The 25,788-nt window shown below is 41.4% G+C and carries 25 protein-coding genes and 5 pseudogenes; 29 read left to right on the forward strand and 1 reads right to left on the reverse strand.

Annotation, left to right across the window (positions count from 1 at the left end; all coding sequences use genetic code 11):
- Window positions 1-15: 15 nt before the first annotated feature.
- From M5V91_RS01560 to M5V91_RS30235, 12 genes and pseudogenes are all read left to right on the forward strand, one after another.
- Window positions 16-1,278 carry a tetratricopeptide repeat protein gene (locus tag M5V91_RS01560; RefSeq protein WP_217028192.1) on the forward strand — a complete coding sequence of 421 codons (1,263 nt, stop codon included), beginning with the start codon at window positions 16-18 and terminating at the stop codon, window positions 1,276-1,278.
- 88 nt (window positions 1,279-1,366) lie between these two features.
- Entirely contained in the window at window positions 1,367-1,912 is a 546-nt protein-coding gene (locus M5V91_RS01565) for a ReoY family proteolytic degradation factor (protein ID WP_009332739.1), read from the forward strand.
- A 124-nt stretch (window positions 1,913-2,036) separates the two neighbouring features.
- A complete protein-coding gene (locus M5V91_RS01570; RefSeq protein WP_019380393.1) occupies window positions 2,037-2,501 on the forward strand; it encodes a YpiF family protein in 465 nt (154 codons plus the stop codon).
- Between the two features lie 148 nt (window positions 2,502-2,649).
- A pseudogene (locus M5V91_RS01575) lies at window positions 2,650-3,155 on the forward strand (Rieske (2Fe-2S) protein).
- A 3-nt stretch (window positions 3,156-3,158) separates the two neighbouring features.
- Window positions 3,159-3,833: a menaquinol-cytochrome c reductase cytochrome b subunit gene (gene qcrB / locus M5V91_RS01580; protein WP_009332736.1), complete on the forward strand. Its 675-nt coding sequence runs from the start codon at window positions 3,159-3,161 to the stop codon at window positions 3,831-3,833.
- Window positions 3,834-3,876: 43 nt separating this feature from the next.
- Window positions 3,877-4,644, forward strand: coding sequence for a menaquinol-cytochrome c reductase cytochrome b/c subunit (locus M5V91_RS01585; RefSeq protein ID WP_009332735.1), 768 nt, complete (start codon window positions 3,877-3,879; stop codon window positions 4,642-4,644).
- Between the two features lie 122 nt (window positions 4,645-4,766).
- On the forward strand, window positions 4,767-5,363 hold the full coding sequence (lhaT, locus tag M5V91_RS01590; protein WP_009332734.1) for a lipoprotein heptaprenylglyceryl N-acetyltransferase LhaT: 597 nt from the start codon (window positions 4,767-4,769) through the stop codon (window positions 5,361-5,363).
- Window positions 5,364-5,510: 147 nt separating this feature from the next.
- Window positions 5,511-6,287: a sporulation protein YpjB gene (gene ypjB, locus M5V91_RS01595; protein ID WP_009332733.1), complete on the forward strand. Its 777-nt coding sequence runs from the start codon at window positions 5,511-5,513 to the stop codon at window positions 6,285-6,287.
- A 656-nt stretch (window positions 6,288-6,943) separates the two neighbouring features.
- Window positions 6,944-7,623, forward strand: a pseudogene (locus M5V91_RS01600) (zinc metallopeptidase).
- Window positions 7,624-7,747: 124 nt separating this feature from the next.
- Complete coding sequence (locus M5V91_RS30225; protein WP_369010369.1) at window positions 7,748-7,951, forward strand: transposase; 204 nt, start codon at window positions 7,748-7,750, stop codon at window positions 7,949-7,951.
- Window positions 7,952-8,087: 136 nt separating this feature from the next.
- Window positions 8,088-8,624, forward strand: a complete 537-nt coding sequence (locus M5V91_RS30230) for an IS3 family transposase (protein ID WP_369425969.1) — start codon at window positions 8,088-8,090, stop codon at window positions 8,622-8,624.
- Window positions 8,603-8,920, forward strand: coding sequence for an IS3 family transposase (locus M5V91_RS30235; RefSeq protein ID WP_167543169.1), 318 nt, complete (start codon window positions 8,603-8,605; stop codon window positions 8,918-8,920). Before M5V91_RS30230 ends, M5V91_RS30235 begins: the two co-directional genes overlap by 22 nt.
- Before the next feature lie 99 nt (window positions 8,921-9,019).
- On the opposite strand, the gene M5V91_RS01610 is transcribed toward M5V91_RS30235, so the two are convergent.
- On the reverse strand, window positions 9,020-9,892 hold the full coding sequence (locus tag M5V91_RS01610) for a YitT family protein (protein WP_019380451.1): 873 nt from the start codon (window positions 9,890-9,892) through the stop codon (window positions 9,020-9,022).
- A gap of 218 nt (window positions 9,893-10,110) precedes the next feature.
- On the opposite strand from M5V91_RS01610, the gene M5V91_RS01615 reads away from it, so the two are divergent.
- From M5V91_RS01615 to asnS, 17 genes and pseudogenes are all read left to right on the forward strand, one after another.
- Window positions 10,111-10,443: a nucleotide pyrophosphohydrolase gene (locus M5V91_RS01615; RefSeq protein WP_019380450.1), complete on the forward strand. Its 333-nt coding sequence runs from the start codon at window positions 10,111-10,113 to the stop codon at window positions 10,441-10,443.
- 14 nt (window positions 10,444-10,457) lie between these two features.
- On the forward strand, window positions 10,458-11,261 hold the full coding sequence (dapB, locus tag M5V91_RS01620) for a 4-hydroxy-tetrahydrodipicolinate reductase (protein WP_009332726.1): 804 nt from the start codon (window positions 10,458-10,460) through the stop codon (window positions 11,259-11,261).
- 14 nt (window positions 11,262-11,275) lie between these two features.
- Entirely contained in the window at window positions 11,276-11,698 is a 423-nt protein-coding gene (mgsA, locus tag M5V91_RS01625) for a methylglyoxal synthase (RefSeq protein WP_009332725.1), read from the forward strand.
- Window positions 11,691-12,398, forward strand: a pseudogene (gene bshB1 / locus M5V91_RS01630) (bacillithiol biosynthesis deacetylase BshB1). The gene mgsA and the pseudogene bshB1 overlap by 8 nt, the downstream one beginning before the upstream one ends.
- A pseudogene (gene bshA / locus M5V91_RS01635) lies at window positions 12,385-13,538 on the forward strand (N-acetyl-alpha-D-glucosaminyl L-malate synthase BshA). The pseudogenes bshB1 and bshA overlap by 14 nt, the downstream one beginning before the upstream one ends.
- On the forward strand, window positions 13,535-14,743 hold the full coding sequence (locus tag M5V91_RS01640) for a CCA tRNA nucleotidyltransferase (protein WP_009332722.1): 1,209 nt from the start codon (window positions 13,535-13,537) through the stop codon (window positions 14,741-14,743). Before bshA ends, M5V91_RS01640 begins: the two are co-directional and overlap by 4 nt.
- A complete protein-coding gene (locus M5V91_RS01645; protein WP_019380447.1) occupies window positions 14,716-15,699 on the forward strand; it encodes a biotin--[acetyl-CoA-carboxylase] ligase in 984 nt (327 codons plus the stop codon). The genes M5V91_RS01640 and M5V91_RS01645 overlap by 28 nt, the downstream gene beginning before the upstream one ends.
- A gap of 269 nt (window positions 15,700-15,968) precedes the next feature.
- Window positions 15,969-16,805, forward strand: a complete 837-nt coding sequence (gene panB / locus M5V91_RS01650) for a 3-methyl-2-oxobutanoate hydroxymethyltransferase (RefSeq protein WP_019380446.1) — start codon at window positions 15,969-15,971, stop codon at window positions 16,803-16,805.
- Window positions 16,802-17,659 carry a pantoate--beta-alanine ligase gene (gene panC / locus M5V91_RS01655; protein ID WP_019380445.1) on the forward strand — a complete coding sequence of 286 codons (858 nt, stop codon included), beginning with the start codon at window positions 16,802-16,804 and terminating at the stop codon, window positions 17,657-17,659. Before panB ends, panC begins: the two co-directional genes overlap by 4 nt.
- Window positions 17,660-17,673: 14 nt before the next feature.
- Window positions 17,674-18,057 carry an aspartate 1-decarboxylase gene (gene panD / locus M5V91_RS01660; protein ID WP_009332718.1) on the forward strand — a complete coding sequence of 128 codons (384 nt, stop codon included), beginning with the start codon at window positions 17,674-17,676 and terminating at the stop codon, window positions 18,055-18,057.
- A 173-nt stretch (window positions 18,058-18,230) separates the two neighbouring features.
- Window positions 18,231-21,030 (forward strand): annotated as a pseudogene (gene dinG, locus M5V91_RS01665) (ATP-dependent DNA helicase DinG).
- A 154-nt stretch (window positions 21,031-21,184) separates the two neighbouring features.
- Window positions 21,185-22,033, forward strand: coding sequence for a ComEC/Rec2 family competence protein (locus M5V91_RS01670; RefSeq protein ID WP_019380443.1), 849 nt, complete (start codon window positions 21,185-21,187; stop codon window positions 22,031-22,033).
- 308 nt (window positions 22,034-22,341) lie between these two features.
- The gene (locus tag M5V91_RS01675; protein WP_009332715.1) at window positions 22,342-22,512 is read left to right on the forward strand and encodes a YpmA family protein; all 171 of its coding nucleotides are present in this window, start codon (window positions 22,342-22,344) and stop codon (window positions 22,510-22,512) included.
- 15 nt (window positions 22,513-22,527) lie between these two features.
- On the forward strand, window positions 22,528-22,794 hold the full coding sequence (locus tag M5V91_RS01680; RefSeq protein ID WP_284521672.1) for a cell wall elongation regulator TseB-like domain-containing protein: 267 nt from the start codon (window positions 22,528-22,530) through the stop codon (window positions 22,792-22,794).
- Complete coding sequence (locus M5V91_RS01685; protein WP_284521673.1) at window positions 22,758-23,150, forward strand: hypothetical protein; 393 nt, start codon at window positions 22,758-22,760, stop codon at window positions 23,148-23,150. Before M5V91_RS01680 ends, M5V91_RS01685 begins: the two co-directional genes overlap by 37 nt.
- Complete coding sequence (locus M5V91_RS01690; RefSeq protein ID WP_026041604.1) at window positions 23,059-24,243, forward strand: pyridoxal phosphate-dependent aminotransferase; 1,185 nt, start codon at window positions 23,059-23,061, stop codon at window positions 24,241-24,243. Before M5V91_RS01685 ends, M5V91_RS01690 begins: the two co-directional genes overlap by 92 nt.
- Before the next feature lie 246 nt (window positions 24,244-24,489).
- Window positions 24,490-25,782, forward strand: a complete 1,293-nt coding sequence (asnS, locus tag M5V91_RS01695; RefSeq protein WP_157888601.1) for an asparagine--tRNA ligase — start codon at window positions 24,490-24,492, stop codon at window positions 25,780-25,782.
- The last annotated feature ends 6 nt before the right edge of the window (window positions 25,783-25,788 follow it).

Here is a 25,788-nt window from a genome sequence, read left to right on the forward strand (position 1 = left end):
CGAAAGGAATTTAGTATGGATAAAGTAAATAAAATCATTACTCTTTTAGAAAACGGTCATCACGAAGAAGCATTGGAGAGCTATCAGCTAATACTGCTGGATGGTTCACATGAAGAAAGGTTCCTGCTGGCAGAAGAACTGTTCCAGTATGGGTTCCTTGAAGAATCAAAAGCATTATATGAACGTCTTCTGGAAGCATATCCGGAAGAAGGGGAACTGCTCGTTCTGTTAGCTGAAACACATATTGATCTGGGAAATGAAGAGGAAGCCATCCTCGTCCTTGAAAGAATAAATGAGCATGATCCAAGCTTTCCGCAGTCGCTTCTTCTATTAGCAGACCTTTATCAAATGGATGGTCTATTCGAAGTCAGCGAACAAAAGCTGCTGAAAGCAAAAGAAATATTGCCTGAAGAAGTAATTGTAGATTTTGCTTTGGGAGAACTTTATGCAGAGCAGGGAAGATTCCTGGAAGCAAAGCGGATTTACGAAAATGTTCTCGGTAAAGAGGAAGTCATTGCGGGGATAAATGTAAATCAGAGAATGGCGGATATTCTCAGCGCAGGAGGAGCATTTGAAGAAGCCCTTCCATATTACGAAAAAGCGCTTGCTGATAAACTGGAGATTAATACCCTTTTCAGCTATGCTTTTACAGCGCTGCAAGCGGGCTTTAACCGTACAGCAATTGAAAAGTTGACAGAACTGAAGGATCTGGACCCCGAGTATCATTCACTGTATTTATATCTTGCCCAGGCATATGAGAGGGAGGAAGAGGCTGGAAAAGGCCTTGAAGCGGTAAAGGAAGGCATTAAACTGGACGAATTTAATAAAGAACTATTTTTCTATGGCGGTAAGCTTGCCCTGAAAAATGGCAATGAAAAAGAAGCTGAAGATATGTTCAGACAGGCTCTTGCACTGGATCCCGAATATGTCCAGGCAGCCATTTATTTAAATAGACTGCTTCTGCAGCACGAAAGATATGAAGATGTAATCGAGATCACTGATATTTTGAACGAGCTTGAAGAGCCGCAGCTTATATGGGATTCAGCTGTTGCCTTTCAGCATACTGAAGAATATTCAGAGGCATTAAACAAATACCAGCTTGCATATACTTTCTTTAAACAGCAGCCTGATTTTCTTTCAGATTACGGATATTTTTTAGCAGAGGAAGGAAAAAGGGAAGAGGCTGCCGAAATTTTTAATACATTAATCAAACTGGAGCCAGGCAATGAAGAGTACCTCGATGTTCTGGAAAGACTTACTGATGATTTTCTTGATTAAATAAGGAAGCTGTTTTTTTAGCGTAGGGTGCCCTTATTGTAATTTCAGTTAGGCCAAATTTGTCTGTAAGCAGAGGAGGGAATCAAAAATGGCGACCCCTGTATCTGTCAACGAGAAGAAAGATTTTATCCGCTGGTTTTTAAACCATTATCAGCTCAAAAGAAGAGAATGCGTATGGATTCTCAATTATTTGATGAGCCATGACCAGCTTATGGAGAAGGTGCATTTTGTGGAACAGGCACAGTATTGTCCAAGAGGCCTGATCATGTCCGCCCACTGTGTGGATGAAGTTCCTTTCCGTTTTTATAAAGAGAATGTAATGACTACAGATGCGGAGAAGTCCTTCCATGATATCCGCTTAAACAGGGATGAAGAGATTTACATTCAGCTTAATTTCCATGCTTCCAACAAGGCCCATCAGTATGCAGCTGTCATGGAGGAAAATCCCTTTATGCCTAAAACACTTCAGATTAATGAAAAGGACCGGCTGATCGCGGAAAGGTTCCTGACAGAAAGCCTGGAGAAGTTCAGAAGAGAAAAACTTCTTGAGCTGATTGATGAAGCACTGGATAAGCAGGATAAAAAAGCTTTTAACATTTTGACTCAGCAGCTGAATAAATTAGAAACAACCTAAGCCTTGCTTTTATAAAAGCAGGGCTCTTATTTTTGTCTGCGCCCTATAGCGTAATCTGATTTGAAGCACTCTAAGCATTAATGATATATTAAGGGAGGCAAATATATGTAATGGAGTGAATGATATGAAATGGGTATCACAGGATATCGAAATGTTCCTTAAAGAAAAGCAATATGTAGACACTGCAGTTCTGCCGCTCCTTCCAGTATCATTTGGTGATGATATTAAACAGTCTGTAGCCATGACAGAATTTATATCGCTTCTAAGTGTCCAGCTTGAACGGCAATTCAGAGGCCGTCTGATCATGCTTCCTGGCTATGCCTATCTGAAATCAGCAGGGGAAGAAAGCCTGCTCAGCGGCTTGAGTGAATGGGAAGCAGAATTGAAGGCACAGGGATTTAAGCACATATTCCTTCTAACTTCAGATAGCATGTGGAAATCCCTTGAAGACCGCTTGGAAGGAGGTTTGATTTGGCTGCCATCCCTGCCTCTTGAGCATATGGATGAAAACTATCGAAATTCCATTCTGGATGACCAGGTGAAGCAGCTGTTGAATTTATTCGTGCAAAAGTGGCAAAATGGTGAATAGTGTGAATGTTAAGCCGCTCTATTTACATGTTTCGCCAAAGGATTATATTGACCTTACATAAAGATTGATATATCATTGTTATGTCCTAGTTTTATATTGTGTTGAATTTTGTCCGTTGGACTTAACTTCATAATAGAGGGGGAAAAGTATGAGCAAAAATCGAGTTTCTAGACGTCAATTCCTAAACTATACACTTACTGGTGTAGGCGGTTTCATGGCAGCTGGCATGCTGATGCCGATGGTCCGTTTTGCGGTCGATCCTGTATTGCAGGCAGCTGGTGAGAGTGATTTTATCCCAACAAAGCAAAAAGTGGCTGAAATTACTGAAACGCCAACAAGGGTTGATTACACATTTGAACAGCAGGATGCTTGGTACACATCCGAAGTTACCGGCACTGCTTGGTTTATAAGGATGAAAAAGGTGAAATTGTAGCATTGTCTCCAGTATGTAAGCATTTAGGGTGCGTAGTCGACTGGAATACTGACAAATCAAACCCTGATCATTTCTACTGCCCTTGCCATGGCGGCCTTTATACAAAGGATGGGACAAACGTTCCAGGTACACCGCCGGTTGCAGCGCTGGATGTATTTCCTTACACAGAAAAAGACGGCTTTTTGTATTTAGGCAAGGCTGAACCGCGAAAGGAGGCGTAATAATTGTTAAACAAAATTTATGATTGGGTAGATGAACGTTTAGATATTACGCCGATCTGGCGGGATATTGCTGACCACGAAGTTCCAGAGCATGTAAACCCTGCACATCATTTCTCTGCATTCGTTTACTGTTTTGGCGGTCTGACGTTTTTTGTAACTGTAATTCAGATTTTATCCGGTATGTTCCTGACAATGTATTATGTTCCGGATATTAAAAATGCATGGGAATCCGTGTATTATCTTCAGAACCATGTTGCATTTGGACAGATTGTCCGCGGAATGCACCACTGGGGAGCAAGTTTGGTAATCGTAATGATGTTCCTACATACGTTACGTGTTTTCTTCCAGGGAGCTTATAAGAAGCCCCGTGAATTAAACTGGATTGTCGGAGTGCTCATTTTCTTCATTATGCTTGCACTTGGACTGACAGGTTACTTATTGCCTTGGGATATGAAAGCCCTTTTCGCTACAAAAGTAACAATCCAGATCGTAGAATCAACTCCGCTGATTGGAGAATATCTGAAAATACTTATTGCCGGACATTCTGATATTGTCGGCGCTCAGACGATCACCCGATTCTTTGCCATCCATGTATTCTTCTTACCGGCTGCACTATTCGGGTTAATGGCTGCCCACTTTATTATGATTCGTAAACAGGGTATTTCAGGACCGTTGTAAGAAATAATTTTTTGATCATTGCAAAAGGAGGGGAAATCGCCCAATGCATCGTGGTAAAGGTATGAAATTCGTAGGTGACTCTCGTGTTCCTGCAGAACGCAAACCGAATATCCCGAAAGACTATTCGGAATATCCAGGAAAAACAGAAGCATTCTGGCCAAACTTCCTGTTAAAGGAATGGATGGTAGGGGCTGTATTCCTTATCGGTTTCCTATGCTTGACAATTGCGCATGAGCCGCCATTAGAAAAAATTGCTGATCCTAGTGATACAGCTTATATCCCGCTGCCAGACTGGTACTTCCTGTTCTTGTACCAGCTTCTGAAATACAGCTATGCTTCAGGACCTTATAATGCAATCGGTGCTTTCATTATACCGGGTCTTGCATTTGGAGCTTTGCTGCTTGCGCCATTCATTGACCGCGGACCTGAACGCCGCCCATCCAAGCGTCCTTTAGCAACTGGCTTCATGCTATTGGCTCTTGCCGGCATCACTTTCTTGACTTGGGAGTCTGTTGCACACCATGACTGGGAAGCTGCTGCACAGCAAGGTAAGATTGTAGCTGAAGTAGAATTTGATAAAGAGGACGAAGGCTACAAGATTTTTGAAGCGAACGGCTGTATTTCCTGCCATGGAGGAGATCTTCAGGGTGGAGCAGGTTCACCTGCACTTGTTGATACTGGATTAACACCTGAAGAAGTTGCTGACATTGCTAAAAACGGTAAAGGCGCCATGCCTCCGGGAATGTTCAAAGGCACTGATGAAGAACTTCAAAAGCTTGCTGAGTTTATTTCTGGCCTTGAAAGCAAATAATTTGTAAAGAAGCTGGCACTGCCAGCTTCTTTTTTATGCACAAAAATTGTTCGGTTTTTTTACAGGCATTTGGTGTGGTAAAATAATGAAATAATCGTGTACATAGAGAAGGAGAACAAAATATGAAATGGATCTATCCTTTATTAGGCAGCAGAGCTATGCTGATACTGCTACTGGTCATTAACACGGCAGGCACAATTTATGGGTATGTATGGTATAAGTGGCAGCTTGTCGATACACCGCCGATTTTTTTGCCTTTCGTACCGGACAGTCCTACAGCGAGCCTGTTTTTTATGTTTGTGCTTATCGCCTTTCTATTGGGCAAAAATTGGCCGCTGTTTGAAGCGCTAGCTATTGTAACCCTTATTAAATACGGAATATGGGCTGTGGTTATGAATTTGCTCGTTTTTCAGGTGACAGGTGAATTGGATCCTGTAGCGCTCATGCTGATCTTCTCGCATGGTGCAATGGCAGTCCAGGGTGTTTTGTATGCACCATTCTACCGTTTTAAACTATGGCATCTAGTTTTAACAGCAATTTGGACTCTTCATAATGATGTAATTGATTATGTCTTTTTCATGCTGCCGCGCTACCCTATTTTAAATCTTTACACACCGCAAATTGGCTACTTTACATTTTGGCTCAGTATTTTTTCCTTAGGAACCGCTTATTACTTCGTCTTAAGAAAGAATCGGTTTAGTCTGGATATAGTGAAATAGTGCTCCGATTGTCCTAATCCAAACCATTGAGTGATTTGGTTCCTCGTTTGTTTGAAAGAAATATCCTGGCTGGCTGAATTAATTTCTGGTCTAACCTTGTCCCTCTTTTCATATTTATCTAATAGTAATTTGAGGGGGACAAGTTTAATGAGGCGAAAAGTAATCGCATTCTTATTCATTATTATGTTATTGCCTGGAATGGTGTCTGCGGATAAGACAACACAAATAGATAAATTAGATCAATTATCTAATGAAGCCTTACAGATGGTTAAGCTTCATAGGTATGAGGATGCCAAGAAGCTTTTGGAGTATTTTTCCGAGCAATTTGTTGCTGTGAATGGCAAGGAAAGGCCATTTACAATGGACGAACTCCGGATTATTACAGTCTCTCATGATGATGCTGTACAAGCTGCTGTCAATACATCAATGAGCCATGAAGAACGGCTGAATCATGCAACAAAGTTCCGCCTGGTTATGGATGCAATCTCCTCAAAGTATCAGCCTTTGTGGACCGAAATGGAGAAGCCGATTATGACTGTATTTGGAGAAGTTAAGGAAGCGGCATACAGAGGCAATAACGAGAACTTTCATTCACATTTGAATTCCTTTTTGTCTTTATATGAGGTTATTTATCCCAGTTTAAAAATTGATGTTGATGCCGAAAAGGTACAAAAACTGAACGCACGCATTAATTTTATCGATCATTATCGGCCGCAGGTGCTTTCTCAGCAGGCAAGTCAGCAGGAGCTGGCGGCATTGGAAAATGATCTGCAGACAATCTTTGATGAAATGACAGAAGATGAAACGGACCCATCCCTTTGGTGGGTAATCATTTCAACCGGGAGTATTATCATCATTACATTATCTTACGTAGGCTGGAGAAAATATAAGGGAGACAGGGCAAGACAAAAAAACAGATCGTGATAAGAAAAGAGGAAGCGCCTTGCCCACAAAGGAACGCAGACTAAGAACGCCACGTCTTCCTAAAAGCTTCGCTTTCGGTCGTGCGATGTTTTTGCTGACGAAGCCTACATTGTCCTGTGTGCCTCAAGCACAAGACGAGCCTCATGAAAAGGTGTTCTTTGCCTTTTTGGGGGAGTCCCCGAAATGTGGAGTCCCTAGGAGCCGCAACTAGACAAACCGAAAAGTGGAGGCGACTGCCCAGGGACGACAGGCATAAGATGGTTCCTTCTGGAAGGAAACGGCTTATGACCCCGGGTCCCTAGGAGCCGTAACTAGACAAACCGAAAAGTGGAGGCGACTGCCCAGGGACGACAGGCATAAGATGGTTCCTGTAAGAAGGTGTTTTTCCTTCTGGAAGGAAACGGCTTATGACCCCGGGTCCCTAGGAGCCGTAACTAGACAAGCTTGTGACCTCCAGGTGGTAGGTGCTGTAGCTAGACAGTCCTCGAAGTTCAAAAATTTCTACACCCTTATTTTTGAACAAAAAGAATAATTGAGCGTCTTTTCCGTTTTGCAATAAAGGAAAATGGGAAAAAGATAATTAGAACTACTCATATGCTGGAGAGAAAAGCCAGCGGTTAAAATTCAACATGATCAGCTTGATGGGGGGTAACAAAATGGGAGGATATCTCATTTATTTTGCAATAATTATTCTTGTTCCGCTCTGGGCACAAATGAAAGTTAAGGGAGCTTACAGCAAATATTCAAAAATTCCTTCATCCACACAAATGAGAGGTGCTGAAGTAGCCAGAAGAATCCTGGATGAAAATGGCCTATATAACGTTGGCGTGGAAGAGACCAGGGGACATTTAACGGATCATTATGATCCGCGTTCTAAAACTGTCAGGCTATCAGCAACAAATTATCACGGCCATTCAGTGGCAGCAGCTGCCATTGCGGCCCATGAGGTTGGCCATGCAATTCAGGATAATCAGGATTACGCTTTTCTGCGTTTTCGCCATGCGCTTGTGCCTGTTGCAAATCTTGGTTCAAACTTCTCCTGGATTCTGATCATGATCGGTTTTTTTGCAGGATTGAGCGGAATGGTGCTGCTGGGAATTATCTTTATGGCAGCTGCAGTGGTATTCCAGGTTATCACTCTTCCTGTGGAGTTCAATGCTTCTAATCGTGCAATGGATCAGGTAGTGTCCCTCGGAATTATCAGAAACGATGAAGAACGGGAAACAAAAAAGTTTTGAATGCAGCTGCATTGACATATGTGGCGGCAGCAGCTGTTGCTGTGCTGGAATTGCTGCGTTTAATCCTTATTTACACAGGTATGACAAGATCCGAGTAAGAAAAGCTGCTAGATAGTTATCTTAAAAAAGCCGGCTAGTGTTAATGTCCCCTTTAAGTAGACATTCAAAAAAACCTTCATGTTACCATGGAGGAAAGAATGCTACTTGGAGGGGATTTTTTCTATGGCAAAGAAAGGACAAACTTTTAATAGCTATTCGGAGGAGTTTAAACATAATGCCGTCATGAGATACGTGAATGGGTCTAAGAGCTATAAAGTGTTGTCAGAAGAATTGGGAATTCGTCACTGCAGCCAGCTTAAAGTGTGGGTTAAGAAATGGAAAGATGGAGTACCATTTGATGAGCGTAAGGAGTCTCTAACCCTTTAAAAGGCAGGCCTAGGACTAAATTTAAATCGGTTGAAGAGGAAAGAGATTATTTAAAAGCACAGGTTGAATTTCTAAAAAAGCAGTATCCAAATCTGGTAAAGGAGGAGGAAACATACCCAGAAGAATAAAATATGAACTGGTTGATGAGTTAAGGGGGACCTATCCGGTCTCCTGGCTGCTGGAGATTGCCTATATCAAACCGGCTAGCTATTACAAATGGAAAAAAACGAATGTTAAACGGGAAGAGAAGGCTAAGGATGAACAAGTCATCCGTGAGCACATTTTGGGGATCCATTTCATGCATCCTGAATTTGGCCGGCCTCGTATTACAGATGAATTAAATGAAAACGGGTATTTAATTAACCACAAGAAGGTCTGCAGGCTGATGATGGAAATGGACATACAATCAGTCATCCGAAAGAAGAGAAAATGGCACGGTCGTAGTCCTTCTATCCTCTTCCCTAATCGCCTTAAAAGGAATTTCAGGGCTGCAGGACCTAATCAAAAGATGGTAACGGATATAACATATGTGTCTGTTGGAGAAGAATTTTATTATGTATCGGTCATACAGGATCTCTTTAATAACGAAATAGTAAGTTGGGAGCTATCTAAGAGAAATGATCTGGAACTTGTGTTAAATACAGTAGAAAAATGGACAAGAAAAAAGACGTAGCTGAAGCCGTTCTCCATTCAGATCAAGGTTTCCAGTATACGTCAAAGCTATACAGCAGCCGATTAGAGGATTATGGCATCAAGGGCAGCCACTCTCGAAAAGGAAACTGCCTGGACAATGCCAGTGTAGAATCGTTCTTCTCACACCTCAAAACCGAGAAGCTGTATATAAATAAGTGTAAGTCAGAAGAAGAACTAGAACAAGCTCTTGAGAATTACCTCTACCATTACAAACGAAGACAAAAGAAACTAAAGATACGCGCGCCGATTGAATATCGACACGCGCTCACTGCTTAGCTTTTTATGTTGTCTACTTGACAGGGGCAAGACCACTAGCTGGCTTTTTCTTTTTGCTGAAAAAAGAGATGCCATTATGGCATCTCCTGGATCTATTCTTTAGCGTTCAACCGGCTTTTTATTTTCATCCAGAGTAAAGCCTTCCCCCAGTACGTCATGGACAGCTGTAACCGATACAAATGCATGCGGATCAACAGCTGTGATGACATTTTTCAAACGAACAATTTCATTGCGGCCAACTACACAATAGAGCACTTCCCGTTCTATCTTAGTGAAGGAGCCGTGGCCTTTTAACACGGTGACACCCCGGTCCATTTCTTTCATGATTTTATCGGCAATCGCTTCATTTTGTTCTGAAATGATCATCGCTCCCCTTGCTGCATAGGCGCCTTCTTGCATAAAATCAATTACTTTGGCACCGATAAAAACAGCAACAAGAGTATACATGGCCTCCCTGTAATCCAAGTATGTAATTAAAGAAAGTGCTATAACAAAAAAGTCAAAAATGAACATCGTTTTTCCCATGCTTACCCCTGCGTACTTATGGGTAAGCCTCGCGATTATATCCACTCCGCCTGTTGTGCCCCCATACCTGAAAATGGTCCCAAGTCCAATCCCGATGAAGACTCCGGCGAATAGAGAAGCAAGAGTTAAATCCTCTTTTAGAGGCATTTCGATCTGGTACCGCTGAAAAATCCACAAGAAAATGGACACAGCGACCGTTCCGATAATCGTGTAAACAAAAACATTCCTGCCAAGAAGTTTCCACCCTATAAAGAAAAGGGGTATATTCAGCAGCAAGTTTGTATAAGAAGGATCCCACTTGAACAGGAAATATAAGAGCAGTGTTATCCCGGTGAATCCGCCTTCAGCCAAATTATTCTGCATATTAAAATGAACAAGGCCCCACGAAAAAATGGCCGCACCAAGCAAAATGAAAAAAATATTCTTAAATTTTACTCCAAAATGCATATTATCCCTCCACTGCCTGAATATCACAATACCAAAGCGTATCTAATTATATAAGATACAGAATATAAGAGCAATGACCTTTCCGGGACAAGATGGCAGAGGGGAATCAAATAAGCTCGATGATAAAAAATATTTGTAAAATAGCCGATCTTTAGCTTAACATGAAAAGTGGTAATCTCCGTATATAGATACACCTATAAAAAGCAGAGGTGAAATAAATGCAACCAGCAAAATCAATGAAAGATATGCAAACAGAAGTAGACACATACATAAGCCAATTTAAAGAAGGTTATTTCAGTCCATTGGCCATGCTTGCAAGAATGACTGAAGAACTTGGGGAACTATCCAGGGAAGTAAACCATTACTATGGTGAAAAACCCAAAAAATCCACCGAGGAAGAAAAAGCGATCGAAGAAGAGCTTGGAGATATGCTTTTTGTTCTAATATGCTTTGCTAATTCCTTAAATATTGACTTGGAAGAAGCGCACGATCGTGTCATGAAAAAATTCAGCACACGTGATAAAGACAGATGGACAAGAATTGAAGAATAGAAGGAGAGAAAACAATGGATAAAGTTAAAATTGTTATAGCGGGACCGCGGGGACGAATGGGAAGTGAAGCCGTCCAGCTTGTTAATCGAACAGAAAATTATGAAATAGCTGCAGTGATCGACCATAAAAATGGAGGAGGCTTTCTTGGCGATTTTGAAGGGTTTTCACAGTTTGGCCAGGTTCCGGTTTACACAGATCTTGCCTTATGCTTTCAGGAACTAAAACCAGATGTGCTTATTGATTTGACCACTCCGGAAGTAGGAATGTTCCACACGAAAACAGCACTGGAGTATGGTGTTAGACCAGTTGTTGGGACAACAGGCTTTTCGAAGGAAAATTTGAAAGAGCTTGAAGAACTTTGCCAGGAAAAAGGAATCGGCTGCATTATTGCCCCAAACTTTGCACTTGGTGCTGTATTAATGATGAAATTCTCACAATTAGCAGGAAGATATTTTAACGATGTGGAAATTATAGAGCTCCACCATGACCAGAAATTGGATGCTCCATCTGGAACTGCAGTGAAAACAGCAGAAATGATTGCTGATGTAAGAGAGAACAAAGAGCAGGGCCATTCACAGGAGAAGGAAACGATTCCTGGTGCAAGAGGCGCAAACTTTGATGGCATGCATATACACTCTGTACGGCTTCCTGGCCTGATTGCTCATCAGCAGGTTATGTTCGGTTCGGAGGGACAAACATTGACCATCCGCCATGACTCCTATAACAGGGCTTCCTTTATGTCTGGAGTAAAACTTGCTGTCGATACAGTTTTAAAAATTGATACTCTCGTCTACGGCCTCGAAAATATTATTGATTAGAAAGGGGTGCCACCATGAATATTGCCTTAATTGCCCATGATAAGAAAAAGGATGATATTGTAAGATTTGCAATCGCCTATAAATCAATTCTTGCTGAACATACCCTTTACGCTACTGGAACAACCGGTTCACGCATCATGAAGGAAACTGGCCTTTCCATTCATCGTTTTCAGTCTGGGCCACTTGGCGGGGACCAGGAAATTGGTGCTTTAATTGCTAACAATAAAATGGATGTAGTATTTTTCTTTAGAGATCCTCTGACTGTTCAGCCTCATGAGCCGGATGTTTCAGCTTTGGTGCGCCTCTGTGATGTATATGCGGTCCCATTGGCGACTAATATGGGCACTGCTGAAATTATTATTAAAGGACTGGAACGCAATGATTTATCATGGAGGAATATTGTAAGTGAAAAAGGTGACATGAATGAACCTGGATAATCTTGATATTCTGGCATTTGGTGCGCATGCTGATGATGTTGAAATTGGCATGGGCGGCACAATTGCCAAATTTGCCTCAATCGGAAAAAAATTGGAATATGCGACTTGACCCGGGCCGAGCTTTCTTCTAATGGGACGGTTGAAATCCGTAAAGAGGAATCACTGAAAGCAGCTGATATTCTGGGGGTTAGTGTGCGGGAAACACTTAATCTGCCTGACAGGGTTTATATTATAATCAGGAATACATAAAAAAGATTGCGGAAATGATCCGTAAATACAAGCCTGTTCTTGTGTTTGCACCTTACATGGAGGACAGGCATCCTGACCATGGCCATTGTGCCCGGCTGGTGGAAGAAGCCGTCTTTTCGGCCGGAATAAGAAAATACGAAACAGGGGGGATTTTGCTCCGCATAAGGTGAAAAGCCTTCACTTTTACATGATAAATGGTTTCCATAAGCCTGACTTCCTAATTGATATCTCATCTTTTATGGATAAAAAAGCTGAAGGGCTGGAGTCTTATCAAAGTCAATTTGTAAAAAAACCTGGTTCATTTGATACTCCGCTTGTCAACGGTTATATTGAGACTGTTGCAGCGAGGGAAGGCCTATTTGGAAAACAGGCAGGGGTGGAATATGCAGAGGGCTTTAAAGTCAATAAGCCCTTAATGATTAATATGGATATATTCGGTGGAGAATTATGAGAAAAAATTAAAAATAGGTATCACCTGCTATCCCACGGTGGGAGGATCAGGTGTTGTTGCAACAGAACTGGGTAAAATGCTGGCTGAAAAAGGCCATGAAATACATTTTATTTCATCAAGCCTCCCTTTTAGACTGAAAAGGATGTACCCAAATATTTTTTATCACCAGGTAGATGTAAATCAATACTCCGTGTTCCAATATGCTCCTTACGATATCGCGCTTGCAAGTAAAATGGCAGAAGTGATAAAACGTGAAGGACTTGACCTTCTTCATGTGCATTATGCAATCCCGCATGCAGTTTGTGCGATTCTGGCTAAGCAGATGAGCGGCACGGATATTAAGATTGTTACCACCCTTCATGGAACGGATATTACAGTTCTCGGGTATGATCCATCCCTGACAGATGCGATCCGTTTCGGAATCGAAAAGTCTGATGGCGTTACAGCTGTATCCAATGCGCTCATTTCGCAAACTTATGACCTGATAAAACCTGATAAATCTATAAGAGCAGTTTATAACTTTATAGATGAAAGAATATACAAGAAAACCGACTCTGCTTATCTTAAAGAAGAATATGGCATAAAACCGGATGAGAAGGTTGTCATCCATGTTTCCAATTTTCGCGGTGTAAAGCGGGTACCTGATGTTGTTAAGGCTTTTGCAAAAATCACGGAAGAAGTTCCTTCCAAGCTGCTATTAGTAGGAGACGGACCGGAAATGACCGTTATATGCAGGCTGGTGAATGATCTGCAGCTTAAAGATAAGGTCTTGTTTTTGGGAAAACAGGATAATCTGGAGGAGCTATACAGCATCAGTGATTTAATGCTCTTATTATCCGAAAAGGAAAGCTTTGGACTTGTTGCTCTCGAGGCAATGGCATGCGGAGTGCCGTGCATCGGCACTAATACTGGGGAATTCCAGAAGTAATCAGCGACGGTGAGACAGGTTATATTTGTACTCTGGGGGATATAACTGATATCTCAAAAAAAGCAATTAAACTGCTTAATGATGAGTCCCTGCTTGAAAGGTTTGCTTCCCAATCCATTTCACTCGCTAAAGGAAGGTTCAGTGCCAGTCAGATTGTCATTCAATATGAAGAGTTTTATTATGAACTTTTGGAAAAAGGTGACCTTCGATGAATGAAGCTTTTTTAAGGGCAGTTCCTGTCCTCGAGAATATAGAAGCGGCAGGTTATGAGGCCTATTTTGTAGGAGGCTCCGTACGGGATTTTATCCTTGGCAAGGAAATTGCGGACGTCGATATTGCCACTTCCGCTGCCCCTGAGGAAGTCAAAACCATATTCCCAAGAACACTTGATGTGGGCATCGAGCATGGCACTGTGGTTGTACTGCATAATGGCATACCCTATGAAATTACAACTTTCAGGTCAGAGGCTGAATATCTGGATTTTAGGAGGCCTTCAAAGGTTCAATTTATCAGGTCTCTAAAAGAGGATTTGAAAAGAAGAGATTTTACAATGAACGCCATTGCTATGGATAAGAAAGGGCATCTTATTGATCCATTTAACGGCAGGGGAGCAATAGAAGAGAAAAGAATCTGCACCGTTGGACAGCCTGCTGAGAGATTTACTGAAGATGCACTTCGAATGATGAGAGCAGTCCGCTTTTATAGTCAGCTTGCATTCGAAATTGAAAAAAACACTTATGATGCTTTGGCATCTTTGGCTCATTTACTTGAAAACATTGCAGTTGAAAGAAAGCTGGCAGAATTCGAAAAACTATTAGCAGGAACCAGCCGGATGAAAGCTCTTATGATAATTGGGGAAACAGGACTATCTAAGTATCTGCCAAATATGTCTGGCTTCCAAAAGGAATTAATGCAGGCAGAAGATTATAATGCAGCTGAACTGACAGTGGATGAAATGTGGGCCTTTCTTGCATGCATCTTTAACTTGGACGAGTCGCAGGCTGAAGCCTTTTTCAAAAGCTGGAAACTGCCTGTAAAGAAAATAAAAAAGATATTGGCAATTAATAAATGGATTCGGTATAGAGCCAAAAATATGTGGGATGCCTATTCCCTTTACCAGGCAGGATGCGTTTCACTAAACGCCGAGCGGGTCCTCAACGTAATCGTGCATGAGGACTCAAGCAGGGGAACCGATATCCTGGTGAGTAAATATAATTGCCTGCCGATTAAAGAGAGAAGCGATCTTCAGCTTACCGGAGATAACCTGATGGATTGGTTTGGCAAACCTCCTGGACCCTGGATTAAAGCAATTCTTGAAAAAACGGAGGAAGCTGTCTTGCGCGGCGAATTGAATAATAGCAATGAATCCATAAGGGAGTGGCTCATAAATTGCAATCAGAAATTAGGAAAAAATTGATTGATGCTTTTACGAAGAGCAAGGAGGAATACCTTTCAGGCCAGTATTTAGCCGACCTGATTGGCTGCTCAAGAACGGCTGTATGGAAGCATATTGAAGAGCTGAGGAAAGAAGGCTTTGAACTGGAAGCGGTCAGAAGAAAGGGATATCGGATTACGAAAACACCTGAAAAGGTTACTCCTGATGAAATCAGGCTGGGTCTGCAGACTGAAACACTTGGCCGTCAAATTCATCATGAAGAAAGTGTTGACTCAACACAGAAGATTGCTCATCGCCTTGCTTACGAAGGTGCGCAGGAAGGAACGGTCGTCATCGCGGAGGAACAGCTTTCAGGCAGGGGAAGAATGGACAGGAGATGGCATTCCCCGAAATCAACAGGCGTATGGATGAGTGTTATCCTGAGGCCGAATATTCCACCTCCGAAAGCACCGCAGCTGACGCTCATTACAGCGGTGGCTGTTGTACAGGCGATTGAAGAGCTGACAGATTTAACACCGCAAATTAAATGGCCGAATGATATATTAATGAACGGGAAGAAAGTTACAGGAATCCTGACGGAACTGCAGGCGGATGCAGACCGCATTATTTCAATAATCATCGGCATCGGAATCAATGTTAACCAGGAGCTTGATGATTATCCAGATGAACTTAAAGACATTGCCACTTCTATATCCATTGAAAAAGGCGAAAAGCTTTCAAGAGCGGAGCTGATTAGAGTATTACTGGCAAAACTGGAAAACCTTTATAAACTGTATTTAGATAAAGGCTTCTATCCGATTAAGCTTTTATGGGAAAGTTATGCTGTCAGCATTGGTAAGAACCTTACTGCAAGAACTATTACCGGCAGTATATATGGCAAGGCTCTTGGAATTACAGAAGATGGAGTCCTGATGATCGAAGACAGCAGCGGAAAGGTCCATCATGTCTATTCTGCGGACATTGAGCTGGATGTTTAATTGTTTGCCTAAAATTTTTATAGCCAATTCTTTTGCCTTTTTGATATACTTTTTATGGGCAGTATCCTTAAAAGAACTGCACCTTTTTTGAGCGAATCATAAAATAAATAGATATCTGCCTAGATCCAAAAAAATGGACCGGGACAGAGGGATGAACTGATATATGAGCTATTGCAAAATCCTTCTGCCTACAGAAGGATTTTTTAATGTTCTGTTTTTTAACTCATTTGGAAGTTTTATTGCCTCTTCCTGCATAAGGAGGACGAATGATGAAGCAAACAACTGATTTTCTAAAAATGAAGGAACATGAAGAGAAAATTGTAATGCTGACAGCTTATGATTTCCCTGCTGCCAAACAGGCCGAAGGGGCCAATGTGGACATGATTCTTGTGGGGGACTCGCTTGGGATGGTAGTGCTGGGCTATGATTCAACTGTTCCAGTTACAATGGAGGATATGATTCATCATGGAAAGGCTGTCAAACGTGGAGCAAAAAATACATTTATTGTGATTGATATGCCGTTTATGAGCTATCACTTGTCCGCAAAAGATACACTTATAAATGGAGCAAGGCTCATTCAGGAAACAGGGGCACATGCTGTTAAGCTTGAAGGCGGTGATGAAGTCGCACAACAAATCGGAGCGTTAACAAAAGCAGGCATTCCTGTTGTTGCCCACCTGGGCCTGACACCACAATCTGTGGGGGTCCTTGGGGGATATAAAGTTCAGGGGAAAAACGCTGAAGCAGCCAGAAAGCTGATTGATGATGCCAGAGAATGTGAGAGGGCTGGAGCTTTCGCTCTTGTCCTTGAGTGTGTTCCAAAACAGCTGGCAAAGCAGATTACTGATGAATTGACGATTCCTGTCATTGGGATCGGGGCCGGCAAGGATACAGACGGACAGGTTCTTGTTTACCATGATGTATTGGGATACGGTGTAGAGCGTGTTCCAAAGTTTGTGAAACAGTATGAAAACCTGAACCCAATTATCGCCGATAGTCTTGCAGCTTATTCCGCAGAAGTGAAGAACGGATCATTTCCTGATGATTCCCATTCCTTCAAGATGAAAGAGGAAGAGCTGCTGAGCTTGTACGGAGGAAAAGCATGAGAACGATTACTGATATAAGAGAAATGCAAAGTATTGCTTTACAGCTTAAGAGGGAAGGAAAGACAATTGGATTCGTCCCGACAATGGGTTATTTACACGAAGGTCATCTCTCCTTATTAAGTGCCGCCAGAGAAGAAAATGATGTGACAGTGGTAAGCATCTTTGTCAATCCGCTTCAATTCGGCCCTAAAGAAGATTTAGCGACATATCCCAGGGATTTCGAGCGTGACAGCAGCCTTGCAGAGAAAGAGGGGAATGACTACATCTTCTTTCCTTCAGCAGAGGAAATGTATCCTGAGACTCCGTCTGTAACAGCTAAAGTACAGGATCGTACGGATGTTTTATGCGGAAAATCCAGGCCGGGACATTTCGATGGTGTTGCAACGGTCCTTATAAAGCTCTTTAACATTGTACAGCCTGATAAAGTATATTTTGGGATGAAGGATGCTCAGCAGGTGGCCGTTGTTGATGGGCTAGTACGAGATTTCAATATTCCAGTGGAAATTGTCCCTGTTCAGACGGTCAGAGAAGAAGATGGATTGGCTAAGAGCTCAAGAAACGTACATCTTCTTCCGGCAGAACGAGATCAAGCAGCAGCTCTCCATCAAAGTCTTAAGATGGCGGAGTCCGCTATAGATGAAGGGGAACAAGATCCCCGGAAGATTCTAGCCTGCATGAAGGAATTCATCACAAAAAATACAAGCGGGGAAATAGATTATATTGAAATCCTATCCTATCCCCACCTTAAACAGCTTTCCCGCCTGGAAGGTAAAATCATCATCGCAATGGCCGTTAAATTCTCAAAGGCCCGTTTAATAGATAACGCTATAATATCAGTAAAAAAACAAAGCTAAGGGAGGAAGACAGCATGTTTCGCACCATGATGAATGGCAAGATCCATCGTGCAACAGTAACAGAAGCCAATCTTAATTATGTTGGCAGCATCACTATCGATACAGACATTATTGAAGCAGTAGGCATGGCTCCCAATGAGAAAGTTCAAATTGTTAATAATAACAATGGAGCACGATTTGAAACCTATATTATACCCGGTGAAAGAGGGAGCGGCGTAATCTGTGTTAATGGTGCAGCTGCACGCCTTGTACAGGAAGGGGATATTGTCATTATCATTTCATATGCTCTCGTTCCTGATGAAAAGGTGCCTTATCATGAACCAAAGGTAGCGATAATGGACAGCAGCAATCGGATCGCTGACATGATACATGCAGAGCCGGAAAGTACAGTTTTTTAAATAGAGTTTTATAAAGTGCTGAACTCCTATGGAGATTCAGCTCTTTTTTATAAACAGCCTGAATAACTGCATAGTTCAAGTGGAAGAAAAATAATAAGGGGAAAAGCTATTTGCCTTTTTCTTTTTCCGTTTTTATGATACCGTTTGAATGACTGAATATTGAGGTGTTAGCCATGGGTAATAAATATGTTGTAGTGGATTTGGAAACAACCGGGAACGCCCCGAAAAAAGGCGATAAAATGATACAATTTGCTGCTGTGGTGATTGAAAACGGAAAAATCACAGAGGAATACTCCTCCCTTGTAAACCCGGAGCAATCCATCCCCCCGTTTATAGAAGAACTGACAGGATTGTCAGATGAAATGGTCGAGAATGCCCCGCTCTTTTCGGAAATTGCCCCTAAAGTCTTGACTTTGCTTGAGGGTGCTTATTTTGTGGCTCATAATGTTTTATTTGATTTATCTTTTTTACAGGAAGAATTAATTGAGGCAGGATATAACGGATTTTACGGTCCTGTTCTTGATACAGTTGAGATGGCCCGTATTCTTTTTCCGACTGCAGATAGCTTTAAATTATCTGATCTTGCACTCCGGGAAGGCCTTAATCATGAACGTCCCCATCAGGCAGACAGTGATGCGTATGTGACCGCTGAGCTCCTGTTAATATTATTGAATAAGCTTAAAAACCTTCCCCATAACACCATAGACCTGCTGCATAAGCTGTCTGGAGGCTTAAAGAGTGATCTTGATATATTATTGGACGAGTTCATTGCGGTTAATGAAAGTAGGATTGGTTATTTAGATGATGGTATTGAAGTTCACAGAGGGATTGCACTGAAAAAAGAAATGAAACCACGGGAACTAGCAGGCTCCGAATTTCAGGGCTTTCCTTTCAGTGAAGAGGAAAAGCAGGAAATGTTCATTAAAGCCTTCCCTTCTTTTGAAAAAGAGATGGCCAGTTTATCATGATGGATTCGGTTTATGGAGCGTTCAAAAATAAACGGCATGCATTGATTGAGGCAGGCACTGGTGTTGGGAAGTCCTTGGCATATCTTGTTCCATCAGCTGTTTATGCAAAGGAAAGCGGAAGAACTGTTATTATCAGTACATATACAACACAGCTTCAGGAGCAGCTGCTGAGGAAGGATGTTCCACTGCTTCAAAAAATGCTGCCATTCCCGCTTAAAGCTGTATTGCTGAAGGGAAGAAGCCATTATATCAGCCTTGCGAAGTTCGCTCAAACGTTAAGAGATGATGAAGATAATTATGATACAACCCTTAGCAAAATGCAGATTCTTGTCTGGCTGCTGGAGACTGACACAGGTGATATTGATGAATTAAACCTGTCAAGCGGCGGGATGATTTACTGGAGCAGGATAAAGAATGATGAAACAGCTTTTTTACAGGATAAGTCGTGGATTTCCAGAGATTTTTATCTAAGGGCAAGAAAGGATGCCCAAAAGGCAGATATCATTATTACGAATCACTCACTGCTTTTAACGGATCTAACAGCAGATAATGTTATTTTGCCTGAATTCAGCCATGTGGTGATCGATGAGGGACATCATTTTGTTAAGGCTTCTGGGAAACATTTTGGCAATAAGCTTGATTATCTATCAGTTCGGCTGATGCTTGGTCAAATTGGATTATTTGAACAGAAGCAGCTGTATTATAAGCTTGAAAAGCTGGTGGAAGAGAAAGCAGCGGCACCTGATGATGTCATGCATTCTTTTGAAATCAACCAAACAATAGCTGACATTATTCATGAAATGGATGAGTTGTTTAGAGTTATAGCGATTTATGCTAAAAAACATACAAAAGCAAAAAAAGCGTAAATCGAATTACGGTCCGATTTAATAGAAATGCTGATAACAAGGAAACGAATGTCGTATTAGCGAGTGCCGAACGTTTTAAATTTATGCTTAAGGAATTGATCCAGGGCATAGACAGCCGTGTAGGAGCAGTTACAAATATTAAATCAGCTCTTTCTCTTGAGGAGAAGGCATTAATGGAGGAAGTGGCTTCCATTCTGGATGATTTAAGGGGAATGTATGAGGATTTAAACCATATCTTTCACTTGCCGTCCCGGGAATTTGTTGTTTGGATTGAAATGGATACTCGCTCTGCACAAAATGCTACAACTGTTTATGCACAGCCTGTATCAGTTTCTGAATATCTTAATGAACAATTCTTCAGCCAAAAGGAAAGTACGGTCATTACATCTGCCACTTTATCTGTGAAAAATTCTTTCAGTTTTATTCTAAAGGAACTAGGGCTTGAGGAACAGCAATGCACTCTAAAGCAAATTCAATCTCCTTTTGATTATCAAAGGCAGGTTAAGCTAGTGATTTCTGATGATTTGCCTGAAGTGAATGCAGTACCGCTCGAGGAGTATGTGGCATCAATTACCGAGCATATAATTTCAATTGCGGAAGCAGCGAAAGGAAGAATGCTGATTCTTTTCACTTCGCATGAGATGTTAAGAAGAACCTATGAGCTTATAAAGGAATCAGGGTTCCTGGAGGATTATGTTCTCATTGCCCAGGGTGTTACAAGCGGAAGCAGATCAAGACTTACGAGGAATTTTCAGCGATTTGATAAAGCCATTCTTTTAGGGACAAGCAGCTTTTGGGAAGGTGTGGATATCCCTGGTGAGGATCTTTCCTGTCTTGTAATTGTCAGGCTGCCATTTTCACCTCCAGATGAACCGATGGCACAGGCGAAAAATGAGCAAATTGCAAAGGAAGGAAAAAATCCGTTTTCCGAATACTCATTGCCCGAAGCAGTTATCCGCTTTAAGCAAGGTGTCGGGAGATTAATTAGAACAAGTTCGGATAGAGGAGTCATCGTGATATTTGACCGAAGAATTATCACCGCAAGGTATGGAAAGGCATTTCTGGATTCCATTCCGCCTATTCCTGTCCAGAAAAGTAATATTGATGAAATTGTCGAATTAATTTATACTTGGCTGTAAAAAATTCCGCGATTTTCACCGGAATCCTACTATGAGAACAAGGCATCTGGTTTTTATCAGGATAAATTTAGATGATTAACGCATTATAATTTTGTGGGTTCTTTATTTATAAATCCTCAGTATGCTTTTGTTCATATGTAGGAGGAATGGAAAGATGAACGTGCTGTTCGCCTTTATGCTACTGTTCACGAATTGGTATTACATACCTAAGGATTCACCAGCAGTTCCTGTTAAAGTGGAAAGCATTGATCTAAAACTAAAAAGTGATGAGCTGGCTTTTACGTTTTTTTCCTTGTCTGATGGCGAGGCTTCCTTGCTTCATCATGGAAATGACGAAAAAGTCCTTATTAACACCGGCGGGCCAGGAACAGAGGAAGAATTAAAGAAGCTTCTTGAATTATATGGCGTAAATAGGATTTCAGCTATTATCCTGACAGATGAGGAATTATATAACGTGGCCAGCCTTAAATGGCTGATAGAAGATTTTGGGGTTAAAGAAATTATTGCCTATGATTCTGCAGTTTCTGAGTTGAGGGCTGAGAACGGAATCAGTGACCTTAGTCTGCATGCCTGGAATCAGAATTTTAAGCAGCAGCTATTTCCGGGGTTGCTTGCAGAAGTTCTTTACGCAGGTAATGAATCGGGGGAAGGAATGGATATTTCCTTTACATTTGCAAGGCATCGTGTATTATTTATGAACTCGACTAGTCCAAAATCTAAAGATTTTCTCATGAAAAAAGAGTTATCCAATGTTAATATTGTAAAACTTCCTGCGTTTGGCAGGAACGATTCCATATCAGAAGAGATGATCAAACATTTGGATCCGCAGATCGCCATTCTTTTTTATAAACCATCCATAAAACATGATTCGGATCTGTTCGGGCTGTTAAACGATGCCTGGGTTGATGTATATTATACAAGAAAGCACGGAACCGTCACCATCAAATTTACAGACATTAATTATGAATTATTCACGATTTTCCAGGGCGAGGAGTTCAAATAAACATATACCTTCACCAAAATATCAAAGGGAAATATTTTGTGAAGGTAATGACTTTTAGGGGGAATTTTATCACTTTCAACAGGCCAAATAATTAGCAATCAAAATTTAATGGCCAAATGGAAAAAAGCTGCGCTTGCGGCGCAGCTTGACGTGGTGGACCAGAAGAAAATTTGTAGTTGTTTTAATACCAGTTAATCAATTCTGCTGTTATACTGTTACTGAGATTTATTTCTTTGTAAAATTAGTTTAACCTTAACGGCTGGGTATATAAGTTACAAATATTGTAGAGGCTGAGGAGGAATTCCAGAATGGAAAGCAAAATTGAGGTTTTATCTACCGTGAAGATCCAGCAAAGCCCGGATCTGTATAAAATTGTTGATGCACTGAACAGAACTTTAAAAGAAAAAGATTTGATGTTCGGTTTGGCGCTTGATCAGGAAGACCAAAATAAAGCGATTTTTACGATTTATCGTACATAAAAGAGTGATTGAGACATGAAGAGAGCAATATGGGGTATCATTATTCTGCTTGTCATATGCATTGGAGCAGGCTCTTTAATTTATTTCAACAGCATGAAGCCGGTTAGAGCGGCAGAATCAAAGGCTGTAGAGCTTGCGAAAAAGGAAACAGATCTTGCTGAAACTGAAGATTTCAATTTATATCATGGCACTGAGACCTACTATGTAATCGAGGGTAAAGATCATGATGGGACAAGTATATATGTGTGGGTTCCAGAAAAAAAGGGAAAATCGTTACACTGAAAGAATCTGAAGGAATTTCCAGAAATGAGGCCATTAACAGACTTAAGCAGGAGAAAAATGCTGCTGAAATCATGTCTGTGCGGCTTGGAATGGAGAAAAATATTCCATTATGGGAAATTCATTACCGTTCCGGCAGTGATTTAATAAATTATTATTATATAGATTTTAAAACAGGAGAATGGCTAAAAAAATTGAAAATCTATAGCCTGAGGCATTACAGCGCCTTAGTGCAGGAGAAAATCGGGAGGAAGCAAGCAAATGGAGATTCAACTGGCACAAAGAGTAAAAGCGTTGACACCATCAACAACTCTGGCAATCACAGCAAAAGCAAAAGAGCTAAAAGCCCAGGGACATGATGTTATTGGATTGGGAGCAGGCGAGCCGGATTTTAATACGCCGCAGCATATTATCGATGCAGCAGTGAAATCAATGAATGAGGGACATACAAAATATACGGCTTCAGCAGGTCTTCCAGCATTAAAGAAAGAAATCGCAAACAAGTTTAAAAAAGACCAGGGACTTGAGTATGACGCTTCAGAAATCATCGTTACCAATGGTGCAAAGCATGGCTTATATACACTTTTCCAGGTTTTGCTTAATGAAGGGGATGAAGTCATTATCCCGACTCCATATTGGGTCAGCTATCCTGAACAGGTTAAACTAGCAGGAGGTATTCCTGTTTATGCAGAGGGAAGAGAAGAGAATGATTTTAAGATCACACCGGAACAGCTGGCTAAAAGCATAACTGACAAAACCAAGGCAGTGATTATTAACTCACCAAGCAACCCGACCGGCATGCTTTATTCAGCGGAGGAATTAAAGGAGCTTGGCGAGGTTTGTTTAAAGCATAATGTCCTTATCATTTCTGATGAAATCTATGAAAAACTGGTATATGGCGGCCACCAGCATACTTCGATTGCTGAAATTTCACCTGAACTTAAAGAACAAACCATTATCATTAATGGGGTATCCAAGTCTCATTCCATGACAGGGTGGAGAATTGGATATGCAGCAGGTAATAAGAATATTATTAAGGCCATGACCAACCTTGCCAGCCACAGCACATCCAACCCGACAACAACAGCACAATATGGTTCAATCGCTGCATATGCCGGATCACAGGATACACTGGAAGAAATGAGAGAAGCATTCGAACATCGATTAAATGTTATCTATGATAAATTAATCAGCATACCAGGCTTTACTTGTGTAAAACCACAAGGAGCATTTTACCTGTTTCCCAATGTGAAAAAGGCAGCAGAATTGACCGGTTTTGAGAGTGTCGATGAATTTGTTAAGGCTCTTCTTGAGGAAGCGATGGTTGCAGTAATTCCAGGTTCTGGTTTTGGCTCTCCGGATAATATCCGTTTATCATATGCAACTTCTCTTGAATTATTAGAAAAAGCTGTGGAACGGATGCATGGATTTGTAGAAAAGAACATGAAGTAAAGAAAAGCGGAAGCGCCTTGCCCACCCCGTACACTTCAAGGCTTACGTTAGAAATCGACGTTCAAAATTTTGGACTTTCTAATTTTTGTGAAACAGGAGCGCTGGATTATATCCGGCCTCCTTCTGTATTTTTCGTAAGAACACTTAAAATATTACTAATATTGCTTGTCAATGTGCTTGAAGGTATAATATATAGCGTTACATAAGAAGTGATTGCTTAGATTTTTTTGGAGGGAACATAAATTGATAAAAACAACAATTTCTCAAGTTCATAAATATGTTGATCAGGAAGTTACGATTGGAGCTTGGATTGCCAACAAGCGCTCAAGCGGAAAGATTGCATTTTTACAGCTGCGCGATGGGACTGGTTTTATTCAAGGTGTTGTAGTGAAAGCGGAAGTGCCGGAAGAGATTTTCCAGGGTGCAAAATCAGTTACACAGGAATCTTCCGTTTATGTTACTGGCAAGATTCAAAAGGATGAGCGTTCACCTTTCGGATTTGAAATGCTGGTTACAGGCCTGGAAGTTATTCATCAGGCTGTGGACTATCCGATTACTCCTAAAGAACATGGAACTGAATTCCTAATGGACAATCGTCACTTATGGCTGCGCTCCCGCCGACAGCATGCAGTCATGAAAATCAGAAATGAAATTATCCGGGCAACTTATGAGTTTTTCAACGAGCAAGGTTTTTCAAAGGTTGACCCTCCAATTTTGACGGGAAGCGCCCCAGAAGGTACATCGGAACTTTTTGCGACAAAGTATTTTGATGAAGATGCTTATTTATCACAAAGCGGCCAGCTTTATATGGAGGCAGCTGCTATGGCTCTTGGAAAAGTATTTTCATTCGGGCCGACCTTCCGTGCTGAAAAATCCAAAACTCGCCGTCATTTAATCGAATTTTGGATGATTGAACCTGAAATGGCTTTCTGTGAGTTTGATGATAACCTGAAAGTACAGGAAGAATATGTAGCTCATATTGTACAATCTGTTCTTAAGAACTGTTCAATTGAACTCAAAACACTAGGCCGTGATACGGAGAAACTTGAAAAAATTACGGCACCATTCCCGCGCATCACGTATGATGAAGCAATTAAGTTTCTTCAGGAAAAAGGTTTTGATGATATCCAGTGGGGAGACGACTTTGGTGCACCGCATGAGACAGCAATTGCAGAAAGCTATGATAAGCCAGTCTTTATCACACACTATCCAACTTCACTGAAACCATTCTATATGCAGCCTGATCCATCAAGAGAAGATGTTGTATTATGTGCCGACTTGATTGCACCTGAAGGGTATGGAGAAATCATCGGCGGCTCTGAGCGTATTCACGACTATGACCTTCTAAAGCAGCGCCTTGATGAACATAAGTTAGATAGGGATGCTTACAAATGGTACCTGGAGCTTCGTCAATATGGGTCCGTACCGCATTCGGGATTTGGTCTTGGACTTGAAAGAACAGTTGCGTGGATAAGCGGCGTCGAGCATGTACGTGAAACAATTCCTTTTCCTCGTTTATTAAACCGCCTATATCCATAATTTTTT

Source organism: Cytobacillus pseudoceanisediminis (assembly GCF_023516215.1).
GTDB classification, from domain to species: Bacteria; Bacillota; Bacilli; order Bacillales; family Cytobacillaceae; genus Cytobacillus; species Cytobacillus pseudoceanisediminis.